Origin of the sequence: Microbispora sp. H11081, assembly GCF_012999535.1 — a bacterium.
GTDB lineage: Bacteria > Actinomycetota > Actinomycetes > Streptosporangiales > Streptosporangiaceae > Microbispora.
Window position 1 is genome coordinate 96,636 of the sequence record NZ_JABBWV010000019.1, and the last position, 26,873, is coordinate 123,508.

The window sequence follows — 26,873 nt, forward strand, 5'->3', positions numbered from 1 at the left end:
CCGTGCGCGACAGCCGTACACGATCGAAGAGCCGGTGGGCGGCGGCGCCGCTGCTGGTCTTCGTCGCCGTCGTCTTCGGCGTGCCGTTGCTCGTCCTCCTCGGTGGCACGTTCACCAAGGAGGGCACGTTCAGCACCGCCAACCTCACCGAGTCGCTCCAGGGCGCGTATCTGACCGCGCTGATCGGGAGCGTCAAGCTCTCGGCGCTCGTGGCGGTGCTGGGCGCGGTGCTCGGCACCTTCCTGGCCCAGGCCGTGGTGACCTCCAGGTTCCGGGCGCTGCGCGAGGGGGTGCTGACCGCCTCGGGCGTGCTGGCCAACTTCGGCGGCGTGCCGCTGGCCTTCGCCTGGATCGCCACGCTCGGCAACGCGGGCGTCGTCACCACCACGCTCGGCCTCGGCGGACACGGGTGGAGCCTGTACAACTTCTGGGGTCTCACCCTGGTCTACCTGTACTTCTCCATCCCCCTCCAGGTGCTCACGGTCGTGCCCGCCCTGGACGGGCTGCGCCCGCAGTGGCGTGAGGCCGCGCAGAACAACGGCGCGAGCACCTGGCAGTTCTGGCGGTACGTCGGGATCCCGGTGCTGACCCCGGCGCTGCTCGGCGGGGCCGTGCTGCTGTTCGGCGGCGCGTTCTCGGCCTACGCCACGGCGCAGGCCATGGTCGGGTCCACCGTGCCGCTGGTCACGCTGAAGATCGCCGACGCGCTCACCGGCAACGTCCTGATCGGCCACGAGAACGTCGCGCTGGCCCTCAGCCTCGACATGATCGTGGTCGCGGGCCTGGTCATGGCCGTCTATCTCCCGCTGCAGCGAAGGAGCGCCCGATGGCTTCGCTGACCCCCCAGGTGACTCCGGGGACGGTGCCCGGCGCCGCCCCGGCCCCCGTCTCCGCCCGGCCCGGCCGCCCCCGGCGTCCCCGGGTGTGGCGCGGGGTGGTCCTCCTGCTCGCCGGCGTCTACTTCCTCGTCCCGCTGATCGCGTCGTTCGTCTTCACGGTGAAGGCGCCGGGCCAGGGCTTCTCGCTCGACGCGTACGGCCGGATCTTCTCGACCGAGGGCTTCGGCGGCAGCCTCCTGCTGTCGCTCGGGCTCGGGCTCGCCACGATCGTGGTCGTGCTGCTGCTGACCCTGCCCGCCGCGGTGGCCGTACGGCTCGGCGCGCCGCGACTGCGGCCGGTGCTGGAGGTGGTCTGCACGCTGCCGCTGGTCGTGCCCCCGATCACGTTCGTGGCCGGGATCAGCACGGTGCTGCGGTGGGGGCCCGACTACCTGGCGAGCACGCCCTTCTACCAGACGATCATCGCGCTGCAGAATCCCGGCTTCCCGGTGGTGCTCGTGCTCGCCTATGTCGTGCTCGCGCTGCCGTTCGCCTACCGCTCGCTCGACGCGGGCCTGGGCGCGATCGACGTGCGCACGCTGTCGGAGGCGGCCAGGAACCTCGGGGCGTCGTGGCCCCATGTGCTGCTGCGGGTGATCATCCCCAACATGCGGTCGGCGATGGCGAGCGCGTCGTTCCTCACGCTGGCGCTGGTGCTCGGGGAGTTCACCATCGCCCGGCTGCTCAGCTTCCAGACCTTCCCCAACTGGATCTACCGGATCTCCGGCTCTCAGGCGCAGGTGTCGGTGGCCGTCTCGGTGTTCAGCCTGCTGATCACCTGGCTGCTGCTGCTCGCCCTGTCGTCCGCCGGCGCGAGGCAAAGGAGTGGATCATGAACGGCGCCCGGGTCGAGTTCCGCGGCCTGCGGCGGCGGTTCGGCAGCACGGTCGCGCTGGACGGGCTCGACCTGACGGTGGAGCCGGGCGAGCTGATCGCGCTGCTCGGCCCGTCGGGATGCGGCAAGACCACCGCGCTGCGCTGCCTGGCCGGCTTCGAGCAGCCCGACGAGGGCGAGGTCCTGGTGGACGGCGCCGACATCACGCGCGTGCCGGCCAACCGGCGCGACGCCGGCATGGTCTTCCAGTCCTACAGCCTCTTCCCCAACCTCAACGCGCGGGACAACGTGGCCTTCGGCATGCGGGTGCGCAAGGTGCCCGCCGCCAGGCGGCACGCCCGCGCGCGGGAACTGCTCGAACTGGTCGGCCTGCCCTCGGTCGGCGACCGCTACCCCCACCAGTTGTCCGGCGGCCAGCAGCAGCGTGTGGCGCTGGCCCGCGCGCTCGCCCTGGAGCCCAGGGTGCTGCTGCTCGACGAGCCGCTGTCGGCGCTCGACGCCAAGGTGCGGGTCTCGCTGCGCGAGGAGATCCGCCGCCTTCAGCTCTCCCTCGGCATCACGACGATCTTCGTGACGCACGACCAGGAGGAGGCGCTGTCGATGGCCGACCGGGTCGCCGTGCTGCGGGAGGGCCGCCTGGAGCAGGTCGCCGACCCCGCCACGTTGTACGACCGGCCCGCCACCCCGTTCGTCGCCGAGTTCGTCGGGGCGATGAACCACCTGCCCGGCCTGGTGTCGGGCGACCGGGTCACGGTGTTCGGCCAGACGCTGCCTGTGGAGGGTCCGGTCCCGGACGCCGCGCCGGTGGACGTGCTCGTACGGCCGGAGGCCGTGCTGGTCACCCCCGACGGCGAGGGCGGCGGGATCGTCATGGTCTCGTCGTTCCGCGGCTCCACCGCCCGCCTGCGGGTCCGCCTGGGCGACGGCACCGAGGTGCTCGCCGACGTCCCCGGGCACGACTCCGTGCGCTTCGCGCCGGGCACCGCCGTACGCGTCGGGCTGGTCGAGCGGCCCGTGCTCGTGTCGGCCCGCACCGAGGCCCATACCGAGGCCGGGGCCGCCGCGGCGGTCCCCGAGCCCGATGTCGTCTAGGGAGCGCCCGGCGGCGGTCCTGTTCGACATGGACGGCACGCTGGTGGACACCGAGGGCCTGTGGTGGGACGCCTGCGTGGAGGTCGCGTACGGCCTCGGCTCCCCTCTCGGGGAGGCCGACCGGGAGGCGCTGTTCGGCCTGTCGGTCGAGGACGCCGCCCTGCACATCGCCGGAGGTCCGGGGGCGGGGGCCGTGGAGTCCCTGCTGACGGACGCGTTCACCCGCCGGCTGAAGAACGGGGTGACCACGCTCCCCGGCGCGGTCGCGCTGCTTGAGGCCCTGCGCGCGGCCGGGGTCCCGGCCGCGCTGGTCAGCGCGTCCCCCCGGCCTGTCGTGGACCTGGTGCTGGAGACGGTCGGCGGGCACCGCTTCCGGCTGTCGGTGGCCGCCGGGGACAGCGCCAGGAACAAGCCGGCACCCGATCCCTACCTGGCCGCCGCCGCGCTGCTCGGCGTCGACCCGGCCGCGTGCGTGGCGATCGAGGACAGCCCGACGGGCGTCGCCTCCGCGCGCGCCGCGGGGTGCGCCGTCATCGCGGTCGGCCTGTCCGCCGGGATGAGCGGCGTCACGACCGTACCGACATTGGAGAGCGTCGACCTGCCGCTGCTGCGCCGGTTGGGCTCCCCTCCCGAGGCCGTCACTCCAGGGACATAAGTCCCTTTTGTTCCTCTTCGCGGGTATCTTCGCACTGTGCAGCGCGTTTGCGATGACCCCGGAAAGGTCCTCACCGCCTGCCTGTGCCGCGACACGCACGACCCGGCGGCCGGCAGACGGAGCGAGCCGGCCCTGGGCGCGCCGTAGACGCGCCGCGCGCCCGGCTCCGGCGTGCCGGCACTCGTGCACCTCACGGGTGGCCACGCGCCGGCGTACCGTCCGACAGTCACCGCGCCGGCGCGCGACCCGCGCCGACGCCCCAGTGTGTGGGAGGACCATCATGAGTGAGCACCCCGGCACCGACGTGCCCGCCGTCATGCCCGCCGTCGCCTACCGGCGCAGCCTGCCCGTGGACGATCCGGAGAGCCTCGTGGACGTCGAACTGCCGGTGCCCCAGCCCGGCCCGCGCGACCTGCTGGTCCGGGTGGAGGCCGTCGCCGTGAACCCGGTGGACTACAAGGTCCGGCGCAACACCGACCCGGGCGGCGAGACCAAGGTGCTCGGGTGGGACGCGGCCGGCACCGTCGTCGCGGTGGGCGACGAGGTGGAGCTGTTCGAGGTCGGCGACGAGGTCTACTACGCCGGCGCGCTCGACCGGCCCGGCGCGAACTCCCGCTACCACGTCGTCGACGAGCGCATCACCGGCCACAAGCCCGCCACGCTGTCGTTCACCGAGGCCGCCGCCCTGCCGCTGACCTCCCTCACGGCCTGGGAGGGCCTGTTCGAGCGCCTGGGCCTGCGCGGCGACGCGCTCGGCCAGACCGGCACGCTGCTGGTCACCGCGGGCGCGGGCGGTGTCGGCGCCGTCGCGATCCAGTTCGCCCGCGCCCTGACCGGGCTGACCGTGATCGGCACGGCCTCCCGGCCCGAGACCGTGGAGTTCGCCCGCCGCATGGGCGCCCACCACGTGGTGGACCACCACGGCCCGCTGGCCAAGCAGCTCACCGAGGTCGCGCCGGACGGAGTGGACTACGTCTTCAGCACCATCGGCACCGACCGCAACCTCCCGGCCTTCGCCGAGGTGGTCACCCCCTTCGGCGCGATCGTCGCCATCGACGACCACGACGCCCTCGACATCGGCGTGCTCAAGCCGAAGAGCATCGCGTTCCACTGGGAGCTCATGTTCACCCACTCGCTGTTCCAGACCAGGAACCAGGTGAACCAGCACCTCATCCTGGAGCGGGTCGCGCGGCTCGTCGACGCCGGGGTAGTCACGACCACCGCCAACCTGGACCTCGGCCCGGTCAACGCCGCCAACCTGCGCGAGGCCCACGGCATCCTCGAGTCTGGCGCCGCCATCGGCAAGATCACTCTCACCGGTTTCTGAGGCCCGCCGCGCCGGGCCGGGGAACAACGAGCACGGCCCGGCCGGTTGGGGACCACAGGAACCGAGCCGAAGACAACAGGAGCCCGCATGCATGCCATCGTCGTCCCCGCGTACGGTGATTCCTCGGTGCTGGAGTACGCCGAGCGGCCCGATCCCGAGCCCGGCCCCGGTGAGGTGCTGGTCGACGTGGCGGCGACGGGCGTCAACTTCATCGACGTCTACCACCGCGAGGGCCGCTATCCGCTGCCGCTGCCGCTGATCCCCGGCTCGGAGGCGGCCGGGACCGTCACGGCCGTCGGGCCGGGGGTGACCGACATCGTGCCAGGCGACCGCGTCGCCTCCGCGAGCGTGACCGGCGCGTACGCGACCAAGGCCGTGATCCCGGCGGACAAGGCGATCCGGCTGCCCGACGGGCTGTCGCCCGACCTGGCGGCCGCGGTGATGCTCCAGGGGCTGACCGCGCACTACCTGACCCATTCCACGTACGCGGTCCGGTCGGGCGACGACGTGCTCGTGCACGCGGCGGCCGGCGGCATGGGCCTGCTGCTCGTCCAGATGGCCAAGCTGCGCGGCGCCCGCGTGATCGGCACGGTCTCCAGCCCCGAGAAGGAGAAGCTCGCCCGGCAGGCCGGGGCCGACGAGGTCGTCGGCTACGAGGGCTTCCCCGAGGCGGTCAGGGACATCACCGAGGGCGCCGGAGTGCACGTCGTCTACGACGGGGTCGGCGCGGCCACGTTCGACGGGTCGCTCGCGTCGCTGCGGCCCCGCGGCATGATGGCGTTGTACGGCGCGGCCAGCGGTGCCGTCCCGCCGTTCGACCCGCAGCGGCTCAACGCGGGCGGGTCGCTGTTCCTGACCCGCCCGACGCTCGGCCACTACACGGCCACCCGCGAGGAACTGCTGTCGCGGACGGACGACGTGCTCGGCTGGGTCGCCTCCGGCGCGGTGAAGGTGCGGGTGTCCGAGCGCTACCCGCTGGCCGAGGCGGGCCGGGCGCACGACGACCTCGAAGGCCGCCGGACGACCGGCAAGCTGCTGCTCATCCCCTGACCTCCCACGCGGCGGCCAGGTCCGCCAGACGTCGCGCCGCGACCGCGGCGCCGTCCGTTCGCACCTCGCCCGCGACCACCCCGGCTCGGGCCGCCACACCGGGGGCGAGGGCCTGGCCGAGAGCCGTGGTCAGCGAATCGGCGGTCGGCGCCGCGGGCCCATGCGCGACCCCGATCCCGAGATCGCCGACCCGGCGCGCCCAGTAGTGCTGGTCGTACTGCTGCGGCAGCACGACCTGGGGCGTCCCGGCCAGCGCGGCGGTGGTCGTGGTGCCCGCGCCGCCGTGATGGACGACGGCGGCGACCCTCGGGAAGAGGACCTGCTGGTCGACCTCGCCGACCGACAGGTGATCGGGCCCGTCGTCCGCCTGAGTAAGGCCGGCCCAGCCGCGGAGCACGATCACGCGGCGGCCCAGCGCGCGGGCCGCCTCGACCGTCGCCCGCGCGACGTCCCGGGGAGCGCGGACGCTGCCGAAGCCGACGCAGACGGGCGGCTCACCGTCGTCGAGGAACCTCTCCAGGTCCGGTGGCAGCGGGCGCCGGTCCGGCAGGATCCAGGCGCCCGTCTGCACGACGTCGACGTCCGTGGGCCCGGGCCAGGGCCCGAGCGTCGGGTCGGCCGCGAGCCAGGGCCGGTCGGTGAACATGTGACCTCGCGTGTCCGTCACCGCGGCCAGGCCGGCCGAGGCCCGGTGGGCGTTGAGCGCGGCGCCGACGGCGCCGTTCCAGCGCCGCGCGTCCTCGGCCCAGAGCGCGCGGTTGCCGGCCGTCGCGTCCGCCGGCGCCTGGCCCCAGACGGGCACAGGCGCGTGGTGCGGCGACGGCAGCGTGACCGGGCAGTAGCTCACGTAGACGTAGCCGATGCCCATCCGCTCCGCCACCGAACGGGCGGCGATCGACAGCGCCCCGCCTCCCACGATGAGGTCGCAGCCCTCGGCCGCCGCGGGGATCGTGGCGAACTGGACGGCGACCATGCCTTCGAGCATCCGCCGGCGTTGCTCGGGCGTGGGCGGTGCCTGCGCCCCCGCGGCGGCCGACGCGGTCGGGCGGAGTTCGGGCCCGATGGGCACCACGGGGAATCCGAGGCTCTCGGCCCAGTCGCGGAAGTCGGGAGGCACGCACAGGCGGGCCTCCTGACCGATCTCCCGCAACGCCATGGCCAGCGCCATCATCGGCTGGACTTCCCCCCGCGTTCCGATCGTGGACAACAGCACGCGCATGGCACTCCCCCCGGACGTGATGGACGTGAGGCTCGGTACGGCGTCCCGTGGACCCGGCCCGGCTCACGGCCCCCGATTGTGCGGGAACACATGGGGATTGCGGCAAGTCCCCCCGTCGCCTATACGTTGAAGGTGGCGGGGTGTCCAGCGCGTCCGGTCAGGCCAGCGGGTGGACGGGCCACTCCAGCAGGCGGGCCCCGAGCACGGCCGTCTCCAGCGTGAAGCGCTGCGTCGGGTCGCTGGGCGAGAAGCCGGTCAACCGCCGGATCCGCTCCAGCCGGTAGGTGATCGCCCGGGTGCTGACGCCGAGCCTGCGCGCCGCCGCCGTGTGGTTGCCCTGGGAGGCGAAGACGGCCTCCAGCGTCTCCAGCAGCGGTTCGGGCCCGCCGCGCGCGCCGGTCAGCGGCCCGAGCACGGTGGAGACGAGGTCCACGATCGCGTCCCTGTCCCGTAGCAGCACCGGGAACACCAGCAGGTCGGCCGCCTTCAGCACCTGGGCCCGCAGGCCCAGCCGCTCGCCCAGGTCGATGGCGCCCGCCGCCTCCCGATAGGAGGTGACGATGCCGCCCGGACCCTGGTGGGGGCGGCCCACCCCCACCCGCCAGTCCGTGAGCGCGACGCGTACGTGGTGGGTGAACTCGCCGCTCGCGGCGGCCAGCGCCGCCGGAGCCACGCACACCAGCAGGCCCTCGCGGACCGCGACCAGGATGTTGTGCGAGCCGAACCTCGCCACCATCGCCTGCTCGATCCGCGCGGCCAGCGGGTCGCCCGCCGCGACCGGGGCCCGCGGCCTCGCCACGGTAACGACGTACCCCCCGGCGAGCCGCAGGCCGAAGTGCTCGGCCCGTTCGGCGTCCGCCCTGCCCTGCAGCAGGTCGTCGACGAACAGGCGGCGGGCCTCCTCCTCCTGGCGGAGTGCGGCGCGCTGGGCCTCCTCGTATCCCTCGATGTAGGCGGCCATGCCCCGGCGTACGGCGCCGAAGGCCCCGCCGGCGGACAGTTCGGCGGCGTGCAGGCAGGCGTCGGCGAGCACCCGCAGCGGGATGCCGCGCTCGGCGGCGAGCGCGCCGCACTCGCGCAGGCCGTCCATGTCGGCGCGGGCGGGCATCCTGCCGGTGGCGGCCGACGCGGCCAGAACCGACAGGAACCCGCCGAGTAAGTCGGCGGGCACCCCGGTCTCCTCGCTCACGCGAGCGAGAACGCTGTCCATCAGACTCCTACGTCACGCCGTTCGAAGGCGAGCAGCGCCGTCATGAGCAGGACGGCCGTCGCACCCAGCAGGACAAGGTAGTCACCGTACGGCCAGCCCTGATAGAGCGGCCTGCCGTCGAGGTAGTAGTGGACGGGCGAGATCCAGCGCAGCCAGGAGATCGCGTCGATGCTCCTGCCCATGGTCTCGATGATGTATCCGGCGACGCCCCAGACGCCGACCACGGCGAGCGCGACCTGCTTGCGCCCGAAGGCCGCGCCCACGCACAGCGTCAGCGTCCCGAAGAACAGCACGAGCAGGAACAGCCCGGTGTGGGCGGCCAGGATGTCGCCGAACGGCACGCCCATCCCGGCGGCGGACGACGCTCCGGCGACGAGCGCCAGCGTCACCAGCGCCACGGCGAGCAGGCCGAGCGCCAGCGCGGCCCACCTCTCCAGGACCAGCCGCCTGCGGTCGACCGGCAGCGTCAGCGTGAGCTCCAGCGTCTTGGCCTCCTCAGGGCCGGCGACGGCCCGGTTGCCGAGGATCGCGGCGCACATGGTGAACAGCAGCGGGCCGAGCAGTTGGTAGGCGATCGCCTGCAGGTAGCCGCGCCCGGTCGCGATGTCGGACATGCCGCCCATCAGGTCCCTGAGCGCGCCGGGATACTTGGCGATCGCCTGCGCGCCGAACGTCTCGGGATCCTGCTTCATCATGCTCGCGTAGATCGAGATGTACATCCCGAGGAACGCGCACAGCCCGACCGTCCAGCCGACGAGCGCGCGGCGGTACTCCCTGAGGCTCTTACGCACCAGCGTGGGCATGACGGCCCTCCTCCTCGCTGTAGTAGGTCAGGAAGATCTCCTCCAGGTCCGGCTCCGCGCTGACCATGTGGACCACGGTGTGGCGGGCCGCCGCCTTGATCAGCGCGTCCGGCCTGCCGTCGATCGTGCAGCGCAGGCTCGCGCCGCGCACGACCACGTCGCGTACGCCCGGGAGCCCCTCGAACGACTCGGCGGGAACCGGCGCGTCGAAGTGGAGCTCCACATGCCGTACGGCCCGCTCGCGCAGGGCCGCGATGTCCTCGACCGCGACGAGACGTCCCGCGCGCACGATGCCCACGCGGTCGGCCACGTGCTCCACCTCGGCGAGCACGTGCGACGACATCAGGATCGTGCGGCCCGCCGTGCGCGCCTCCCTGACCATGGCCAGGAACTCCTGCTGCACCAGCGGGTCGAGCCCGCTCGTCGGCTCGTCCAGGATGAGCAGCTCCGGCTCGTGCATGAACGCCTGGATGAGGCCGACCTTCTGCTTGTTGCCCTTCGACAGCTCGCCCATCCTGGCGGACAGGTCCGCGTCCAGCCGCTCGGCCAGGTCGTCGATCCTGCCCCGGTTCACCCCGCCGCGTACGTCGGCCAGGAACTGGAGATAGTCGCGGGCCCGCTCCCTGCCCTCCAGGGCCAGCTCGCCCGGGAGATAGCCGATCCGGGCCCGTACGCGCGGATCACGGGGGTCGGTGCCGAGCACGCTCGCCCGGCCGGACGTCGGCCGGATCACGTCCAGGAGCAGCCGGATCGTCGTCGTCTTGCCCGCGCCGTTGGGGCCCAGATAGCCGAAGACCTCGCCATGCCGGATGTCGAGGGTGAGGTCTTCGAGCCCTCGTCTCGTACCGTAGAACTTGGTCAGTCCTTCGGTCTCCACCACTGCTGTCATGCCGCAATGGTGGCGCTGCCGTCACGCGCGGGGTATGCCCGCTTCCGGACACTTGCCGGTGCCGTTCGTTCGCACCTTCGGCAAAGCGGAGGTCATGACGTGCCGCACGTGGTGGAACCGGGCAGAAGGTGGCGGTAGCGGGACACCAGCCGGTAGCCCGCCTCGGCGAGCCAGCTCACCGGCGGCGTCAGCATCACCCGGCCGGCCGCGCGCCAGGCCGCGACCGGCTGCAGGGCCAGGATCAGCGCGACGGCCCGCGCGCCTTTGGCACGCAGCCCGTCCGGGCCGAGGAGCTGCACGGACGCCGTCACCTCCGCGCGGGTCAGGCCCGCCGCGCCGAGGTCGAGGCCCTGCCACGCCCGTACGGCGGGCATGTGGGGCAGGAACCGGTGCCCGGCGTTCACGCACGTCTGGCAGAAGGCGCAGTCGCCGTCGAAGACCAGCGTGATCCGGTGCTCTCCGCTTTCTCCGCCCATGTCATGGAACCTACCAATCCTGGGGCGGATCATTCCGGTCGCGAGGTGGCGGCGCGGACCGCCGCGACGCGCGCAGGGCCAGCACCACGACGATGATCACCGCGACCGAGACGCTGAAGACGACCGCGAAGAGCAGCAGCAGGACGAGCACGCTCATCGCCGGTCCCCTCGCCCCGCCCTTCGCCCGGACCGTGCGCGGGCCGCGCGTGCGGCGACGGCCAGGCCGACCGACGCCCACGACACCGCGCGCGCCAGCCGTACGGACCTGGGGATGTCGGAGACGGCGGGGCATGGGCCGTCGCCCAGCTCGGGGCGGTGCTCCACCCTGCCACCGTAGTCGTTGGCCCCGCCGAGACGTACGCCGAGGGCGCCGGCGAAGGCCGCCTCGCAGCGCCCGGAGTTGGGGCTGGGATGACGGTGCCCGTCGCGCGCCAGGACGGCCGCTGCGCGGCGCGGTGAGCCGCCCACCAGACCGGCGAGGCCCGTGGTGAGCAGCGCGGTCAGCCGGGCCGGCACGTAGTTGGCCACGTCGTCCAGCCGGGCCGAGGCCCAGCCGAACCGCGCGTGGCGCGGCGACCGGTGGCCCACCATCGCGTCGAGCGTGTTCACCGCGCGGTAGCCGAGCAGGCCGGGAACGCCGAAGACCGCGCCCCACAGGAGCGGGGCCACGACGGCGTCCGAGGTGTTCTCCGCGATCGACTCCACCGTGCCCCGCGCGAGCTCCGCCGCGTCCAGCCCGGACGGGTCGCGCCCGCACAGGTGCGGGAGACGCGCGCGGGCCGCGGCCAGGTCGCCCTCCCGCAACGAGCGGGCCATCAGCGAGCCCTCCCGGCCCAGCGTCGTGCCGCCGAGGACCGCCCAGGTCGCGGCGGCGGTGACCGCGGCCCGCGCGACCGGGCTCGACCGGGTCAGCCGCTCGGCGAGCAGGCCCACGCCCGTCGCCGTGCCCACGCAGACGGCGGTGTAGGCCACCCCCGCTAACCGCGAGTCTCGATATATGCGCTTTTCGAGGGCGGCGGCCCGGCTCCCGAACACCGCCACGGGATGACCCCGACGGGGATCGCCCACCGCGGCGTCGATCGCGGCCCCGGCGAGCAGCCCCGCCGCCGTGGCACCGTCCATGATCCGGGTCACGCAGGCATTCTGCCGTACGCCGCCGGAGCTCAGGGGCCGGGGGCGAGGAGGCGGCTCTGGATCGCGTCCTCGTTGGCGTCGAGCCAGGCGGCGGCGCGCCTGATCCGCCCGCCCACGCCGCCCGCCCACAGGCGCGCCCAGCCTCCGCCCAGCGTCCGCGCCCTGTCCCGCATGATCGTGTAGGAGTGGCCGAACCGGATCCTGGCCGTCTCCACCAGCATGAGCCGGTCCCGCGCCGGCAGGCCGTACGCGTCGCAGAACAGCCGCACGCGGGCCGCCGCGTCCAGGGACCGCTGCGTGGGGTCGCGGTCCACCGGATCGGCGAGCGGAGCCCAGTGCCGCAGCGTGGTGACCACGTCGAACAGCCGCGTCGTCGGCCTGGCCAGGTCGAAGTCGATCAGCGCGTACGGCAGGAGGCCCGCGCCCGGCCGCGCGCGGAAGACGACGTTGGCCGGGGTGACGTCGCAGTGGCCCACGACGTCCGCCGGGCCCTCGGGCCCCGAACCGTCCTCCCAGATCGCGCCGGAAGGCGGAGCGAACGACGCAGCCGCGTCGTGGAAGCGCCGCAGCAGCCGGGCCATCTCCGTCAGCGCCTCGTCGCTCACCGCGTAATCCGGCAGGGGATGCGTTGGCGCCACGCCCTCGACGTACGTGAGGACCGCCCTGCCCCGGTCGTCGGTCCCGAGGAACCGGGGCGCCCGATCGAACCCCACCGCCTCCAGATGCCGCAGCAGCGCGTGGACGGCCTTCGACGAAGGCCGCATCGGCCGCCGTACGGTCGCCCCCACCCGCACGACCCCCTCGGAGACGTCTCCGATGAGCGGGATCTCGCGAACGGACATGGCGCTGGATTTTAGCCCCGCAGGCGGCCGAATTTCCGCCCGAAACCACGAAGAACAGGAAAACGTCTCGCCACCCGGACAACCGTCCGGGTGGCGAGACCATCTGTGGGGACCTCGGCGGTTGGGACTGCGTCACATCGGGCGGCGCCTGAGCCGTACGGCGGAGCCCGCCACGATCGGGTTCCCGCAGCCCCGTGCCGCACACGGCCGGCCGTAATCCGACCCGGTTCCGCTTCGCGGCGGCACGGCGCCCGCGCGTCAGCCCATCAAGCGGGGACGCCCGAGCGGCGTCGGAACGCGGTTCGCGGCCCCTGACGGGCCCGCCCACCAGGCTCGGAAGCCTCCGCGAGGCATGCTCCGGCCCATGCCGGGGAAACCGGGTGTGTACCCGGTCCCGGGATCATGCACAATTAGGCACGAGCGCCCTTAGCTCAGCTGGATAGAGCATCGGACTTCTAATCCGACGGTCGGGGGTTCGAATCCCTCAGGGCGCGCTCCTCTCCTCCGCCTCTTTGGCCTCTGACCTGGGCTTCTGCTTGATCGTTCCGTGATCGCATGCGCAGCCGTACGCCGCCGAGAGCCGCCGTTTGTCGCCAGTCACGGGATATACGCGGGATGATGTTGGTCGCGTTTCCCCAGGTCGCGCGGGGCTTCCCGGCACCTCTGCGGGATGAGACCCGCCCCGGGAACGCCGAAGGGCCCCGGAGTGACCCGAGACCCTTGGCTGGCGCGATTCTCACTTCTACGAATCCTGATCTTTCAACGCCTCAAGCCGGTCGGTTGCGGCGTCGGCGATCTTTCGTGCTTGCAGGCGGAGTTCGTCGTCGCTCGGTGGAGTTGCCCGCACTGCCTCCCAGTCGTCGATAAGCATCATCAGCCAGAAGATCTCCTCGGGACCGTCGCACTTGTCCCTGAGTTCGAGAATCAGGAAGTCCGCACCCTTACCGATGGGGAGTGTGCCCTCGGCTATGCCCTGCGCCACGTCGCGGGCGACCTCCCATGGCGTGCGCTGAACATCGATGGGTGGGAAGCCGCTCTCCGTCATCACTTCGCGGATGAGCGGCTCAACTTCGGTCATTGATCCAATGGACAGCGCACAGCCCGCCAACTCCCACACCTCTGGAGAGTCAAGCCCCGCTTCGATCAGTTCGCAGGCCAACCAACCGGCCTCCGGCGCGGTCCCGGAGAGGCGGCCCCAGAGGAGATCACCCCTCAGCTCAGCCAGACGATTCCTGAGCTCGGGGGAAAGTTCCACCAGACCAGTATTCCGCGATTGATCACTCATGAGGCCAGAGCGCCCTCTATACGTTGGTTGGCGATCTCGCGTTGTCCGTCGATGCACTTGGCGTAGACGCGCAGCATGACGTCCACGCCGTGACCGGCGCGCTCAGCCGCCTCCGGAGCGTGGACACCCGCGTTCAACCAAAGGGACACGGCTGCATGACGTAGGTCGTACGGCCGGGCCGCGAGGGGCGAGGCGACCTGCTCGGGAGTGAACGCGTAGCTCCGGGCTTGCTTCCAGATCTTCGCGTACGCCGAGCCCGAGATCACGCCGTCCGTCCTCGTCCGGAACAGCCGGCCATCCTTCGCCGTCTCGAAGGTCTCCAGGTGCGCGCGCAGGATCTTCACCAGTTCCGGCGGGATGGGGACATCTCGCGTCGTCGTGTCGTCCCGGTGCTTGAGGCCCCGCTCGTCGTGGCCCTCCCCCGAGTCAGTGAACCGCTTGTTGCTCTGGGGACGAGTCCTCTCCAGCGTCAGCAGGCCCCAGCCGGATTCGGGAAGGTGGCAGTCTTTCTCACGCAGCCCGGCCGCCTCAGCCGGACGCAGGCCGCCGAAGTACATGCAGGCGAACATCGCCACGAGTATCGGCCCGCGCTTACGGCCGCAGTAGGTGAGCGCGACGAGGAGCTCCCGCGCCTGGGCCGGGTTGACGACGACGCGCCGGTCTATCTCGCCATTCGCCTTGGTCCGGCGCAGCTTCACCCGGTCGAGCGGATTTGCCGAAAGCTCTTCCAGCTCCACCGCGTACTCCAGGGCGTGATGGAAGACAGCTCTCTTCCGCCGGAAGGTGGAGGCCGCCGCGGCCTTGCCATCGAGGAGCAGCGAGAGGGCTTCCAGGGCCGCCCTGGCGTGCTTGGCGTCCTCCACAGCCGTCAAGGGCAGCGAAGCCGCTTCCAGCCAGCGCAGCGCCGCCGCGATCTCCGGCGAGGGCGCCGGGCGACGGTCGGCCGGGACGAAGGCGAACTCTCGCAGCGCCCGCCGCAGGGTCTCGTCATCGGGGCGGCCCGGCCGGTCGCTGGTGAGCACGGGCGTGACATTGGACAGCGCGTCCGTCATGCCCTCCCGGCTCTTGGCCGCCGAGTGAGGCCAGCGGGTCTCGACGTACGCGACCGCGAAGGCGAACCAAGTGCGCGCCTTCTTGGCCTTAAGCATGGATTCCGGGAGGCCGGTCTCCACGTCGAAAGCCTCGCCGCGCTTCGCGGCCTGCCGGAGGTCGGACAGCCAGTTGTCCGCGAGCGCCTTGGTCCCGAAGCTCTTGGACTTCTCCCGGCCGCCGACCTTCCAGCGCACCTCGTAGGACGGTTTCTTGCTCGACTTGTTCCGCCTGGTCTCCCAGAACTTCACGTCGTAGGAGGCGTTCACGCGACCTCCCGGAGGCTCTCAAGCCAGGCGGTGAACTCACTGCGGTAGATGCGGATCTCCCCGTTGGGGAGCTTGATGCCCTCGGGGGCCTTGCCGATCTCGCGCCAGCGGTAGAAGGTGCGGCGGGAGATGCCGCCAAGCTCGGCGAGGATCTCGGGAACCGTCATCAGCTTGTCGTCCTTCTTCACGCCGCCCTCCCTTCAGTTGCCGAAAGATGCTGTCCGTCTGCTTCGGCCTGGAGCCGGTCGAGATGGTTGCGCCAGCGCTGGCGTTCATGGACCGACCGGAGCAGCCGTACGCCGATCGGGGCCAGGTCGGGATCACCGGGTTTAACCGGTCGCCAGACGTAGCGGTGGGGGTCGACCGGCTCGTCTTCGACGCCGAGGGCTTCCAGGACCCAGGTACGGCGGTCCTGCTTGTGCTCGGTCAGGGTCTTGTTGGACCACTTCCTTGAGACCAGGACGCGGCGGCCCGCGTAGCCGAGGTGGTCGGGCTTGTGCGCCTTGCCTTTGCACCGGCCGGGAGCCATGCCCGGTTTGGCGCCCTTGGGCTGGACGCCGTAGCGAAGCCAGTTCGGGCAGGTTGGCGAGCACGGCTCGAACCGCAGCGCCTCAAGCAGCCGTTCGGCGTGTGCCTTGCGGCGAGGGTCGTCGGTGCCGAGAGCGTCGCCGAGGGACTTGGTCAGGTACTTCGACAGGTACCCGATGAGCTGGTCAGCGTCCGGGGTCCCGGCGAGCACACTCTGTATGTCGAGCTGGTCGCCGAAGCGCAGCACGTGCAGGGGCTCGGCGTCGTTGTCGGCATCGAGGCGGTCGAGGGCCTGTTCCCAGGTCGGCAGCAGTTCCCCGGTGTCGGGGTCGAGGTAGCCAACCCCGTCCTCCCAGACCGGCGCGCGGTCGCCGTCGAACCGCACGACATCGGCCGGAGGCCACCACACCTGGTGATACGTGGCGGCGATGATCTGCCGCAGCTCCGCACGAGGGAGGGTGCCGCGTATCGCCAAATGCAAATGTGGAGCGAGCCGCTTCTGAGGCTCGACGGTGGCGAAGTATTGCACGTCATAGCCCGCCACCCGGCGAAGGTTCTGCACGAAGCGATCGACGAGCTTGGAGAAGTGCAACGCATCCCGGGCCGCTCGGCCGTAGTCGTACCGGTCCGGGTTGAGCGGCACCCCGTCTTGCACCCGTCCGTACGACGGCAGGGTCAGCGTGACGAACATCGACGGCCGGTAGACCCTGCCATCCGATCCCGAGAAGGTCCGTCCGAGCGTGGTTTTGGTCATCTGCCGCTTGGGCAGGTCCGGGGCATCCTGCCGCCGCTTCGTGGACCGCGTGCGTTTGCCGGAGGTACGGCCGAGGACGTTGCCCCGCATGCCTGCGGCGTTGATCTCCTCGTCCAAGTCCTCGATCGCGGCGTCCAGGTCGGTGGTGTCGCCGCCGGCCTTTTCGACCTCGTCCCGCCAGGCCTGGGCGTCGGCCCGCAGCTCCACGAGGTGCCGCTGATAGTCGTCGGCGTTGTCGGGCAGGTTGACCGGTTCGTAGTTGAGGTGCCAGCCCTCACGGCACTGTGCCCGCCGGAGTTGCCGGTTGCGCTTGGCGCACGGCGGGCACTTGCTCTCCAGCGTCGCCCCGCAGGGAACGTCGATAACTTCAACCTGTCCGGTGAGGATGTCCTGCCGCCGCAGCGGAACCGGGCGGATACAGACGCCGTGCTGCTTGGCGATCTCTTCCACAACGTTCCGGGCCAGTGGCATCGCCATGCGGACGGCGCGAGGGGTGGCCCTGTCGTTCGTGGCTGTCACCGGTCACCGCCGGAGGGCTCGACGATCACGGTTGCCTTCTCGCCGCACTCGCGGCATTCGATGACGCCCCGGATGGGGTAGAGCCACAGCGCGTTGCGGGTGCCGCAGGCCGCGCAGGTGAGCTCATCGAGGAGGTGGGAGATCTCAACCACGGGCATGCGCCCCCGCCCTGCCGGTGGAAAAGGTGGCGACCATGGCGCGAATGTCCTCATCGGAGACGTAGGCCGCGCGCACGCGAATCGGGTCGGGTGAGGTCTCCAGCCGGACGTAGCCTATGCCCGCGCCGAGTTCGGGGACCGGCGAGATGTGATCAGCGAGCGCGCCCCGGTCGCGTGCGCCGTCGCCGAGGACCATGTCCACCTGCTCGGACTCATCCAGCCGGAGCGCGATCTTGTCGGGGAACAGGTTGCGGATGTTCATGACCTCCTTGCGCGGGTCCTGAAGTGCGGCCATCACTCCGACGCCGACCGCGCGGCCTTGAGTGGTGAGCGTGGCGAGGGCCGCTTTGGTCCGCTCACGGAGGCCCTTGTCAGACTGGTAGGCGGTCAGGAAGGCGACCTCGTCGACGACGACCAGGACGAACGGGTCCGCCACCGTGGCTGTGTGGGAGCGCTGGTTGCCGCCGAACCGGTCGGCCCGCTCCTGCATCACCGAGACGGCCGCCTCAAGCAGGTCGACGCACTCGGCGGGAGTGGCGGCGTAGCGGGGGCCGAACAGCGCCCGTCCGAAGGACAGCTCCATTCGCTTGGGGTCGAGCGCCCAGACCTGCACCAGGCCCGCCCGCATCGCCGGGAGCAGGCCGCGGATCGCCGCCCACAGGTAGGAGCCTTTGCCGGCCCCGGTCGCGCCCGCGATCAGCACATGCGTGCCGTGGACCTTGAGCCGGTACGGTGTGCCGTCCTCGCACCGGCCGATCTCGACCGGCCCCACCGAAGGCGTCTCGGGAATGGGGACGGCCGGCAACGGCTCAGCGAGGGGGTTATGCCGGGGCAGGGTCAGCACGAGGCGACCGGCCCGCGCGATCGACACCCGGCAACTTCGGGCGCCGAAGCCGTGGGCGAGGTGATCGGCCCGATCGGTCCAGTCCTTGACCGCCTGCCCGTTCAGCATCTTCACGGTCACCAGGTCGGCCCAGGAGGTGCAGGTGACCTTGACCAGGCGGGGCAGGTAGTCCCGGCCGCGCAGATGACGCCCGAGACCGGAGACGATCATCACCGGTTGCCAGTGCCGCCGGTAGACCCACACCAGGCGCCACCAGGCCAGCAGCGGCCAGCCGACCACGCGCAGAAACGAGTCCCGCTCCAGCAGCACCCACGACAGGCCCACCGTGGGCAGGAAACCGGCCAGGACCACGGCCATGCGCCAGCCGTAGGTGAGGGTGACCACAGCCGGGGCCACGGCGGCGGTGCAGGCGATCGGGTGCCGCCAGAGCGTCCGGATCAGCCCGCGCAGCAGGCGGGCCAGCCAGATCACGATGGTGACGATGGCGGGGGTTTGCATGACGGCCGGGCGGAAGACGACGGCCGTGTCCGGGGTGGTGGAGACGAGGTTACGTGCCTCGTCTCCGGGCAGTCTTCTCAGCATTAGGCTGGAGTCCTCTCAAGCATTGGCGTGCGTGGGAGATCCGAGGGGCCGCCGGAAGTTCCCGCTTCCAGCGGCCCCGCTTACGTGTCAGGCCGCCGAGCCGTCGACGCCGGGAAGGGCGAGCTGATCGGAGTCGGCCGGCTGCTGGCTGACCAGGCGCTCGCACTCGGCGAGATAGCGCAAGGCGGCCTGGACGATCTGCCGGGCGATCTCGACGTCCCTCGGGGTGACCGGCCCGGCCGCGGTGGTCGAGACGGTCACGTCCACGCTCGGGCTGGTGATGGCGAAGTAGGGCCGCCCGGAGTCCAGCACCGAGGCCCCCGCCCGCAGCTCGGGCGAGTAGAACGAGATGCCGACGTTGGCCGGATTGCCGGGGCTGAGCGACAGCGTGACGTAGGTGTAGGGGTCGCGGAGCATCAGGCCGCCACCTCCTTACCGGCCGCGCCGCTCTGCTTGGTCGAGGCGGCCCCGGTGCGGGGAGCGCGCATCGCCCTCGCTCGCAGGGAGTAGGCCAGGCGTCCGGTGGTCTGGTGGACGTACGGCGTGACCGTCATCCCCTCGAACTCGACCGGCGTGATGGGCAGGCCGGGTGTGGGGGTCGGCGGGACCGGCTGCGCCGGGGCGATGATCTTCACTGCGACCGTCTTCTGTGCGAGCTTGGCGGCCGGGTCGGCGTCCATGACGGCGACCTGCCAGACCAGTTCCCCGGTGGTCTTGTCCTTGGCGAACACGGTGCGCCCGCCGGTCGAGGCGGTGAAGTCCTTGACCTGTTCCACCTCCCCCACCAGGTAGCAGCCGTGCGGGAAGACGTGCTCGAAGGCGATCGGGATGGGTCCTTGGATGGCCATGCGCGTGATTCCTTTTGCTCGGGACGAGTAGCTCATGCGCTCGTCCACTTGTCCGATTGAGTTCTACTCTAAGTCTTGCCCACTCGTCCGCACAAGTAACCGAGCGAGACGAGCGGGGTAAGACTTAGCTCACCTGATAGACATCCTCAAGCTCGTGCAGGTCACCAGGCAAGGCCACGCTCAGCACCAGGAGCACGGTCCCGGCCGGGTCATGGACGGTCGCCATCACACCGAGCACCGCGGACGAGGAGCCGAGGAGGTCGGCTTCCTCCTTGGTCGGCTTCCGCGCGGTCAGGCGTTCGGTGACATGGTCCACCCGCAGATGCTTGACCGCCTGGAGGTGCTGACGGACCCCATGCCGCAGCGGATCAGGCTTGTCTAGGTCGGTGCCCAGCGCGATCTCCAGAGGAAACCACAGGGTTTCCGCCGCCGAGACCCGGTCGCCCTGACGCATCACGCGATGACGGGCGATCACAGGGGTTCGCTCGTCCACGCCCATCAGCGTGGCGACGTGCCGGGGAGCCGGCACCCGGGCAACACTGACGATGTTCTCGGCGCTCTCGGCATGCTCGACCGTCGACAGGCCGGGCCGCACGCGCTCCGCGGGGCTTTCCGGGCGGCCCTTCACGAACGAGCCGCGGCCGTGCTCACGTTCGATCCAGCCTTGCATGGCAAGGGTCTGAAGCGCCCGAACCACCGTCGTACGGCCGACGCCGAACTCCCGGACGAGTTGCGTCTCCGAGGGCAGCATGTCGCCGGGCGCGTACTCCCCGTCCCGGATACGCTGCTGAATCGCCGTCATCACCTGGGCGTACTTCGGCGGGGCGAAGTCCATGCTCATGTTAAGCGCCCAATCACTTTTCCACTTGTCTGCATAAGCACAGTAGCGGCTAAGCGAATGCCTGTCAGGACCTCAACCACCAGCGGGAAGGCTATTGAGCCCGCCCGGACAGCAGCGCCAGCCACACCGCCCGCGCCTCGGCCTCCCGCCAGGCATGGGTGTGCGCTACCTCCGGCTTCAACTGGTCGCCCTTGAACCGGCGGATGTAGGCCAGGCCGCCCGCCGAGCACAACTCGTACCAGGTGTTGCGGTGCTCGTGGCAGGTCCAGGCGAGCACCCGCGACCAGGCGAACCGCCCCGGCTTGTGCCAAGCGAGCGGCGTGGCCCCGTTCTGCAGTGGCGGGAGATGCGGGGATGGGCACGGCCCGCCCCATGCCGGAGACCCGTTGCTCACCGGTCTGTCCGCTCGAAGCGGACCTGTCCGGCCGCGTCGAGGGCGGCGCGGAAGATGATCCGGCGGGACCAGTCGTCCGGCACGGTGCCGAAGTCGTAGACCCGGTGCGTGATCCTCCCCCACGGCTGCCGGGCGGGGTCCATCCGGCGCAGCGCCTTACGCAGCTCGCCCATCGAGGTGGCCTGTCCGGCGCTGGTGCCGCACGGCCCGAGTTCGTCGGTCCCGTCAGCGGTGACGAAGACTTCCCACTCGAACATCTCCACGAGCACCTGTCCGCCGTCGCAGTACAGGCAGTCCTCGCGCGACGAGGTCTCCATGCCGAGCGCCACGGCGGCGACCTGCCCGCGTCGAGTGACGATCTTCCAGCCGCGACCGTCGCACGCGGTGCACTTAACTGGTGTTGTCATGCCGGAAAGAATGGATCGCAGGCGAATCCAGTCCTATTCCCTCTGGATATATCACTGTGAGATATAGAGTTCTCAGCAGACGCGATGCACCACCAGCCTGGGCGAACGACCGGAGGCCGGAATGCACGGGAACGCTTTCGAGCCGATCCAGCTACCCGACTGGGTATGGGACCGCGACGAAAGCAGGGAAATCCTCAAAAAGCGCGACGTAGCGGGACTGTTCAACCTCGCTGTCAAGTACGCGGGAGCCAGCCAAGTTCGTCTCAGCGCCGCCACTGGCATCGCCCAGGGCCGGATCAGTCAGCTCATGCGCGGACAGCGCCAGGTCACCGACCTTGAGGTCTACGAACGCATCGCCGCCGGCCTCGGCCTGCCCGACCATGCCCGCATGCTGCTCGGCCTGGCCCCGCTCGACATCGCCTCCTCCACCGGCGATCACGGCGACGAGCACCAGGAACAAGCCGAGGAACTCTCTGCACGTATCGAGGCCGCCGCCGCGATCGACTCCACGATGGTGATGATCCTCAATACCGACACCAACAATCTGCGCCTGTTGGACCGCCGACTCGGCAGCGCCGCCATCGCCGACAAAATGCGCGCCCAAATCAGCCAAATAGAACGCGCACAGCGTCATGCCGTACGGCCCGGCATACGCGCGCAGCTCGCTCACGTCCTCGCGCAAACGGAGTCATTGGCCGGATGGCAGGCCATCAACACCGGCGCCCTCAACGACGCTTGGAACCACTACGAGAACGCCAAGGCCGCCGCCCGCGAAGCTGATGACCCGGCCGTCATTGCTCACGTCTGCGCCGAACAGGCATACGTCCTTATGGACCTGGGACAGCCCGCCCAGGCGACCGAGGTCCTGCAGTACGTGCAGGCCGTCTATCGCGACCGCATCCCCGCTCGGCTGCGTTCGTGGCTTTCGGCGGCTGAGGCCGAAGCCGCCGCGATCCTGGGCGACGAGGCGACCTGCCGGGCCGCACTCGACCAGGCCTCCGCTCTCCTACCGAGCGGGCACAGCGACCCGGACATGCCCTACCTGTCGCTCGACATTCACCATCTCGCCCGGTGGCGAGGCAACTGCCTCGTCCGGTTCGGCGACCCCGGCACGATAGAAGACCTACGGTCGGCACTGGCTGGAATGGACGGCACCTACAACCGCGCCGAAGCCGCGCTTCGCTGCGATCTGGGACATGCCCTGCTCGCCTTGGGCGACCCGGAGGCCGCCCAACCCCACATCCAGCGCGCGAAGCACCTGGCGACCATGACCGGCTCACGCCGCCAGCGCAAGCGCATCGACGAACTCAGCCGGCGACTTACCCGCGCTCTGCGTTGAGCCGATCGCGGGCCGCGTACAGACCGACCAGTGTCCCCGAGGTCCAGATGTCGCCCCGGGCGATCATGTCTGGGATGTCCTTCATCGGCACCCACTCGATTAGGTCTGCCTCAATCTCCCCGCTGGGCTCCTTTACCAGCTCGGCACCGCGGGCGAGGTACAGATTGTGCTCGGAGTCAACCATGCCGGCCATCGGCTGATAGGTCACCAGGTGCTCGATTTCCTTGACCCGGTACCCGGTCTCCTCCTCCACCTCCCGGGCCGCCGTCGCCATCGGGTCCTCCCCCGCGTCGACCAGGCCGCCCGGCAGCTCCCAACCCCACCGGTCGAACAGGAACCGGTGCCGCCACATCATCAGCACCCGCTGTTGATTGTCGACCACCACGGCGATGGCTGCCCGGTCCAGATGCACCGCGTGATGTTCGAAGCGCTCCCCATCCGGGATCTCGACGTCCACCAGGCCCAGCCGGATCCACCGGTTGTCATAAATCAGCCGCTCACCATGCACGACCCACCGCGACCGCTCTTCGTTGGTAGCCACACAGCGAAGCTACCGCCCAACATCGCTCACGTACACGTCTTTGCAGATGACGAGCGTCGTGACGGTCGCCCAATGACGCTCACTACAACAGATGAACCGCCCTCCCAGACACCTAGGCAAGCCACCTTTCAGGTGAACTTCTACCATGACATCAGGATGGGTGTCCACGGCGAGAAAAAGAGGACTCGTTGAGCTTGAACTAGTTGACTGCGAATTTCTGGGCCTCTATGGTTCTCACATGACTTCTCCTGCGAGGCGGACCTGCAAAGCGGACTCCTGCCAAAATCCTCCCGTCAAACCTGGCGCATCCTTGTGTCTCAAACACATCGACGAGATCTTTATTAGCAAAGGCCTTCGACGTACTGGCACCTACGTCAAAGCAGTCCAGCCAATCGATGCCATATGCCTGCGTTGCGGGGAACGGTGCCGGCCAAGGCTGGCCGATCTTCAAAATCCCAAGCGGGGGGGCTGCGTACGATGCGGAATAGAACGCCGAGCTGCATCTAAGTCGCTCCCCATAGAGGCTGCATTGCGGGAATTCCGCGAAGCGGGCTTGAAGGTCATTGGCGAGTACGTCAACGTTAACACACCCGTTGAAGTGCTATGTCTAGTGTGCGGCACGCGTGGACGAACACGACTGAATGTACTTCGCCGCGGCGACGGCGGCTGCGTTCCATGCGGAACAAGGAAGGCGAACGAGAAGAAGCGAACGCCGCCCGAACAGATCAGACGGGAGTTATTAGCCGCAGATATGGAGATGCTGGGCGAGTACATCAACAAAAGTCAACCCGTACGAGCATTATGCCTGATCTGCAATAGGGAGTCAGACATATGGATCTCCACCATACGTAGCGGCGGACGCTGCAAGCACTGCTCCTACACGGAGAGAGGCAGGACATTTCGAACGGATGCCACGCAAGTTCGCTTGGAACTTCTTGCGGCGGGCTTCCAACTAATTAGTCCATACAGCAATAACAACACGACACTCGAACTACTATGCCTCACCTGCGGCAGCCGTGCCGACAGAACGTGGAAGAGATTTCGAGCCGGGCAACGTCTCTGCCGTACTTGTGAACCTGTGCCACCCCCGAGACCGCGAGAGGCCGAAGAGATCGTCCGTGCCGAATTTCTGGACGCCGGTCTTCAGATGATTGGAAGCTATAAGGGCTCCGGCCAGCCCGTGGAGGCAGTGTGCATTCACTGCGGGACAGCTTCATCACCGACGCTGAATAACCTGCGGCAGGGACAGGGCGGATGTAAAACGTGCGCCAGTCAACGGCAAGGGGAGAAGCTCCGGGCTCCACTAGAAGGAATTATTGCACTCTTCGACGCCCGCGACCTTGACTTCAAAGGTCCTTATATCAATGCCCACACGCCTACGGCTGCCATATGCCGAAAGTGCAAAAAGGAGCGAACACCCAAACCGAACGCTCTACTAAGGGCTGGCGGTTGCCGGCCTTGCGGCTATGCAGTCGACGTACCCGGATATCTCTACCTTATAGATTTTAACCTTGATGGAGAGCGATTTCGGAAAGTCGGCATCGGCCGGCTTTCCAGCGGTCGAATCGACCAGCACCGAAGTATCGGAGGGATCGTAAGCCAAGTACTCCACGCATCGTTTGTGGAGTGCTATGAAGCTGAGCAGAAGATTCTAGACGCGTATAAAGAATGGGCGTACTACCCGACCTCTGCACGCCTGAATGGGGGGCACACGGAGTGCTTCCTCCCTCTTACTGAGATAAATCTCAGCGATTGGCTGCCCAACGGAACTTCACAACCGTAAGAGTAAGCCTAGCCGCTGCTCACATCGACACGGTGCAGGGTGCTAACGCGACAGTGGCGAATCTCTGCCGAATTGTTCTCATGGGAATCAAGGGCGGCGCTCCGCGCCGCCTCGCGGCCCCTCGCCCGCTCGGCGGCCGGGCATGCGGCCTGGGGGCCGGTCCCGGCCGCCGGCAGCTCCGGACCGCAGCCGACTCGAGGGCGTGAATCGCTTTACGTCGCCCATATTCCGAGGGTGGCCGAGGCTACTCGATCGCGAACGAGGATCTAAGCTTAAGCAAGGATTCCTGTTTCTGCTTCGCAAGCTCAAGGTCGCTTTCTAGCCGCTCTTTCTTGCGAGCATCCACATAAGCTGAAACGCGGTCCAACACTTCTAGCAGCTGGGCACTCGATAGCTCGGGATAGATGGCGATTCCATCCATACCAACGTACAGGCACTGTTCAACTAGCAGATCACCACGTATTTTGTTGCTCAGATCTCCGACAGAGGGAACCTCCGAGGAGATTTTCAAGACGCAGGAGACACCTCTCGCAACGGTGTTTTCTTCCAGGGATACGGCTGTCAACCATGATGGCACTCTCTCTTCTATCGAAGCCCATAACTGCTCTTCTCGATCCTTAATCCGCTTTCTGTGGTCTTCGACATCCTTACGTCGCTGGATTAGCTCGCTCAGAGCCTCCTCCAGTGTCTCGCGAATATCCTGCGCCAACTGATCGAGGTCGGTTTCTAGGAAGCTCTCAAAACATAGATATCCATCCTCGCGTAGGTCCCAATACCTAGCCCTATCTACCCCAATCTGTTGTCCCAGCTTCTTGAGAACGTGATGTGCCCACTCTCTGAACTCGGCCTCTGGCGGTACGTCTTTAAGCTGTATTTCCACGCGCCAGCCATGAGTGGAACGTCCCCGAATATCGACTCCAGCCACAGACGCTGGAAGGTCATCCGAGGGACGGACCAGACGCTGCGATTTCAGCCACTGTTCACGCCTATCTAGTACGACAGTCTGAGAGAAAGTCTCCCAACGAACTATCCACCAGAACACGAAGTTCAGAACTCGATTTGCGTCCTGCACGCCAAGGACGAATTCTGGTTCGCGCCGAATCGACGTGAGCCAGATGTACTCTCCCATATCCTCCGCAAAGGGCTGGACCTCTGAATAATCATCCAAGTCGGATATACTGCCGCTAATCTCCTGCCAGAGCTCTCTACCTAAGATTTCGCTTCCCCTGAAGTGGCCAGTCCTCGACGGTCTGCTGCCCGCTAACCTCCGACGCTGGCGAGCCCATTGCTCTCTAGCTTTACTAAAGGCTGAATATGCTTTCTCGATTGAAGCGTGAACGTCGCCCTTGTCGAGAAGTCTCTCGGCCTGCACGAATAGGTCGCGAATCTCGATTTCGTGTATAGCATCGCCTCTCCATACCTTGAGAATGTCGATGCCGTACAAATGATCGACCAGCGCACGTACGAACGCTTGAGTTGTCGAGGCCCAGAGAGAGAGCTGCCCTCGGTTAACCTTTATTCCATGATGCTGTACGCCGTTGCGGGCCTTATGGAGTTTTATGACATCCCCGACTCCGGGCAATTTTGTTCCCCGCGAACTTGCCGCTTGCGCCACCCTACTAAGATTTCCCTCAAAGCTGTTGTCGACCTTAGTTGAGAACTCGCTAGCAGCAATGAGTGCCGCACGCTCGTTGGCTCCATCTAGAATTACAACCGCTAGATTCTCATCAGCAGGTGAGCCGAGCTGAGCTGCCTTAGTTCCACGCTCGACTAGCATTCGAAGATCGAGCAGGTTATCCACAACGTCTGGACTTAAGGCCAAGTAACTATTCATTATGCCCCTTCTTTAAGGTGCTGCCATGAGAGGCAGCGTCTGCTTGAGTCAGAAAGATACATGGTTGGTCCACTTGCGACACCTGCTTTAAGACGGTGTTCTTTCCCGCAGCCCTTACGATCGCCTTGCTGTGGCTGGTCGCCGTACATGGTTGGGGGCGATCGACGGGCCGGGGCTTCGTTCCTACAGCCCCGGCCCACCGGAACCCGGGTGACTGCCCGTCTCGTCGAGTGGCCCGCCGAGTTCCAAGGCACCCATCGCCGTGTGGGTGGCCCGACTCACTGCCGAAAGACTCACTGTGTGGATACCTGGGCGGGCTCCCCCTCTCTGCCAAGGTTTGTTGAGACAGATGTGGCTAGAGTGCATTTGAGTGACGAGGGCGAGTAAGGATCTCAACGAACTGTGAGCACGATGCTGGCTGAGCGCCCGAGGCCGTCGATCGTCCATG

At 68.7% G+C, this 26,873-nt stretch carries 28 protein-coding genes and 1 tRNA gene; 8 read left to right on the forward strand and 21 right to left on the reverse strand.

All coding sequences use genetic code 11. From position 1 onward, the window contains the following. The first annotated feature begins 2 nt into the window (after positions 1-2). The 6 genes from HHX31_RS31090 (at position 3) to HHX31_RS31115 (ending at position 5,837) form a co-directional block, all read left to right on the forward strand. Positions 3-839 carry an ABC transporter permease subunit gene (locus tag HHX31_RS31090; protein ID WP_169952914.1) on the forward strand — a complete coding sequence of 279 codons (837 nt, stop codon included), beginning with the start codon at positions 3-5 and terminating at the stop codon, positions 837-839. Continuing rightward, positions 827-1,714, forward strand: coding sequence for an ABC transporter permease (locus HHX31_RS31095; RefSeq protein WP_169952916.1), 888 nt, complete (start codon positions 827-829; stop codon positions 1,712-1,714). The genes HHX31_RS31090 and HHX31_RS31095 overlap by 13 nt, the downstream gene beginning before the upstream one ends. Continuing rightward, positions 1,711-2,805 (forward strand): ABC transporter ATP-binding protein, encoded by a 1,095-nt coding sequence (locus HHX31_RS31100; protein ID WP_169952917.1) that lies wholly within the window; start codon positions 1,711-1,713, stop codon positions 2,803-2,805. The genes HHX31_RS31095 and HHX31_RS31100 overlap by 4 nt, the downstream gene beginning before the upstream one ends. Further along, the gene (locus tag HHX31_RS31105; protein ID WP_169952919.1) at positions 2,795-3,460 is read left to right on the forward strand and encodes an HAD family phosphatase; all 666 of its coding nucleotides are present in this window, start codon (positions 2,795-2,797) and stop codon (positions 3,458-3,460) included. The genes HHX31_RS31100 and HHX31_RS31105 overlap by 11 nt, the downstream gene beginning before the upstream one ends. A 280-nt stretch (positions 3,461-3,740) precedes the next feature. Next, complete coding sequence (locus HHX31_RS31110) at positions 3,741-4,787, forward strand: zinc-binding alcohol dehydrogenase family protein (RefSeq protein WP_211590563.1); 1,047 nt, start codon at positions 3,741-3,743, stop codon at positions 4,785-4,787. 87 nt (positions 4,788-4,874) lie between these two features. Beyond that, the gene (locus tag HHX31_RS31115) at positions 4,875-5,837 is read left to right on the forward strand and encodes a quinone oxidoreductase (protein WP_169952921.1); all 963 of its coding nucleotides are present in this window, start codon (positions 4,875-4,877) and stop codon (positions 5,835-5,837) included. Here the strand turns inward: HHX31_RS31115 and HHX31_RS31120 are convergent. From HHX31_RS31120 to HHX31_RS31155, 8 genes are all read right to left on the reverse strand, one after another. Continuing rightward, positions 5,827-7,056: a glycosyltransferase gene (locus tag HHX31_RS31120; RefSeq protein WP_169952923.1), complete on the reverse strand. Its 1,230-nt coding sequence runs from the start codon at positions 7,054-7,056 to the stop codon at positions 5,827-5,829. The two genes, HHX31_RS31115 and HHX31_RS31120, sit on opposite strands and share 11 nt — an antisense overlap. Positions 7,057-7,213: 157 nt before the next feature. Then, on the reverse strand, positions 7,214-8,266 hold the full coding sequence (locus tag HHX31_RS31125) for a CdaR family transcriptional regulator (RefSeq protein ID WP_169952925.1): 1,053 nt from the start codon (positions 8,264-8,266) through the stop codon (positions 7,214-7,216). After that, positions 8,266-9,069: an ABC transporter permease subunit gene (locus tag HHX31_RS31130; RefSeq protein ID WP_169952927.1), complete on the reverse strand. Its 804-nt coding sequence runs from the start codon at positions 9,067-9,069 to the stop codon at positions 8,266-8,268. Before HHX31_RS31130 ends, HHX31_RS31125 begins: the two co-directional genes overlap by 1 nt. Further along, entirely contained in the window at positions 9,050-9,958 is a 909-nt protein-coding gene (locus HHX31_RS31135) for an ABC transporter ATP-binding protein (protein WP_169952929.1), read from the reverse strand. Before HHX31_RS31135 ends, HHX31_RS31130 begins: the two co-directional genes overlap by 20 nt. A gap of 92 nt (positions 9,959-10,050) precedes the next feature. Next, entirely contained in the window at positions 10,051-10,434 is a 384-nt protein-coding gene (locus tag HHX31_RS31140; RefSeq protein ID WP_169952931.1) for a thiol-disulfide oxidoreductase DCC family protein, read from the reverse strand. A gap of 10 nt (positions 10,435-10,444) precedes the next feature. Next, positions 10,445-10,591, reverse strand: coding sequence for a hypothetical protein (locus HHX31_RS31145; protein ID WP_169952933.1), 147 nt, complete (start codon positions 10,589-10,591; stop codon positions 10,445-10,447). Then, positions 10,588-11,556: a cobalamin biosynthesis protein gene (locus tag HHX31_RS31150; RefSeq protein ID WP_169952977.1), complete on the reverse strand. Its 969-nt coding sequence runs from the start codon at positions 11,554-11,556 to the stop codon at positions 10,588-10,590. The genes HHX31_RS31145 and HHX31_RS31150 overlap by 4 nt, the downstream gene beginning before the upstream one ends. A 41-nt stretch (positions 11,557-11,597) precedes the next feature. Further along, a complete protein-coding gene (locus tag HHX31_RS31155; protein ID WP_169952935.1) occupies positions 11,598-12,410 on the reverse strand; it encodes an aminoglycoside phosphotransferase family protein in 813 nt (270 codons plus the stop codon). A gap of 420 nt (positions 12,411-12,830) precedes the next feature. Between HHX31_RS31155 and HHX31_RS31160 the strand changes: the two genes are divergently transcribed. Continuing rightward, a tRNA-Arg gene (locus HHX31_RS31160) sits at positions 12,831-12,904 on the forward strand. Positions 12,905-13,152: 248 nt separating this feature from the next. Here the strand turns inward: HHX31_RS31160 and HHX31_RS31165 are convergent. From HHX31_RS31165 to HHX31_RS31215, 11 genes are all read right to left on the reverse strand, one after another. Further along, positions 13,153-13,665 (reverse strand): hypothetical protein, encoded by a 513-nt coding sequence (locus HHX31_RS31165; protein WP_169952937.1) that lies wholly within the window; start codon positions 13,663-13,665, stop codon positions 13,153-13,155. 26 nt (positions 13,666-13,691) lie between these two features. Continuing rightward, positions 13,692-15,053, reverse strand: coding sequence for a tyrosine-type recombinase/integrase (locus tag HHX31_RS31170; RefSeq protein ID WP_169952939.1), 1,362 nt, complete (start codon positions 15,051-15,053; stop codon positions 13,692-13,694). Further along, a complete protein-coding gene (locus HHX31_RS31175; RefSeq protein ID WP_311932384.1) occupies positions 15,050-15,241 on the reverse strand; it encodes a helix-turn-helix domain-containing protein in 192 nt (63 codons plus the stop codon). Before HHX31_RS31175 ends, HHX31_RS31170 begins: the two co-directional genes overlap by 4 nt. Then, entirely contained in the window at positions 15,238-16,812 is a 1,575-nt protein-coding gene (locus tag HHX31_RS31180) for a replication initiator (protein ID WP_211590587.1), read from the reverse strand. The genes HHX31_RS31175 and HHX31_RS31180 overlap by 4 nt, the downstream gene beginning before the upstream one ends. A 38-nt stretch (positions 16,813-16,850) precedes the next feature. Beyond that, a complete protein-coding gene (locus HHX31_RS31185) occupies positions 16,851-17,012 on the reverse strand; it encodes a hypothetical protein (protein WP_169952943.1) in 162 nt (53 codons plus the stop codon). Next, positions 16,999-18,438 carry an FtsK/SpoIIIE domain-containing protein gene (locus HHX31_RS31190; protein WP_169952945.1) on the reverse strand — a complete coding sequence of 480 codons (1,440 nt, stop codon included), beginning with the start codon at positions 18,436-18,438 and terminating at the stop codon, positions 16,999-17,001. Before HHX31_RS31190 ends, HHX31_RS31185 begins: the two co-directional genes overlap by 14 nt. Before the next feature lie 87 nt (positions 18,439-18,525). Continuing rightward, on the reverse strand, positions 18,526-18,855 hold the full coding sequence (locus HHX31_RS31195) for a hypothetical protein (protein ID WP_169952947.1): 330 nt from the start codon (positions 18,853-18,855) through the stop codon (positions 18,526-18,528). Further along, complete coding sequence (locus HHX31_RS31200; protein WP_169952949.1) at positions 18,855-19,286, reverse strand: plasmid replication, integration and excision activator; 432 nt, start codon at positions 19,284-19,286, stop codon at positions 18,855-18,857. The genes HHX31_RS31195 and HHX31_RS31200 overlap by 1 nt, the downstream gene beginning before the upstream one ends. 124 nt (positions 19,287-19,410) lie before the next feature. Continuing rightward, the gene (locus HHX31_RS31205; RefSeq protein ID WP_169952951.1) at positions 19,411-20,127 is read right to left on the reverse strand and encodes a GntR family transcriptional regulator; all 717 of its coding nucleotides are present in this window, start codon (positions 20,125-20,127) and stop codon (positions 19,411-19,413) included. Positions 20,128-20,218: 91 nt separating this feature from the next. Then, a complete protein-coding gene (locus HHX31_RS31210) occupies positions 20,219-20,521 on the reverse strand; it encodes a hypothetical protein (RefSeq protein ID WP_169952952.1) in 303 nt (100 codons plus the stop codon). Beyond that, on the reverse strand, positions 20,518-20,928 hold the full coding sequence (locus tag HHX31_RS31215) for a hypothetical protein (protein WP_249347144.1): 411 nt from the start codon (positions 20,926-20,928) through the stop codon (positions 20,518-20,520). The genes HHX31_RS31210 and HHX31_RS31215 overlap by 4 nt, the downstream gene beginning before the upstream one ends. A 121-nt stretch (positions 20,929-21,049) precedes the next feature. Between HHX31_RS31215 and HHX31_RS31220 the strand changes: the two genes are divergently transcribed. Next, positions 21,050-22,267: a helix-turn-helix domain-containing protein gene (locus HHX31_RS31220; protein WP_169952954.1), complete on the forward strand. Its 1,218-nt coding sequence runs from the start codon at positions 21,050-21,052 to the stop codon at positions 22,265-22,267. On the opposite strand, the gene HHX31_RS31225 is transcribed toward HHX31_RS31220, so the two are convergent. Both HHX31_RS31225 and HHX31_RS31230 read right to left on the reverse strand, forming a co-directional pair. Next, entirely contained in the window at positions 22,248-22,808 is a 561-nt protein-coding gene (locus HHX31_RS31225; protein ID WP_169952956.1) for an NUDIX hydrolase, read from the reverse strand. The genes HHX31_RS31220 and HHX31_RS31225 overlap by 20 nt on opposite strands. Before the next feature lie 2,027 nt (positions 22,809-24,835). Beyond that, the gene (locus HHX31_RS31230; RefSeq protein ID WP_169952958.1) at positions 24,836-26,425 is read right to left on the reverse strand and encodes a hypothetical protein; all 1,590 of its coding nucleotides are present in this window, start codon (positions 26,423-26,425) and stop codon (positions 24,836-24,838) included. Positions 26,426-26,873: the final 448 nt, after the last annotated feature.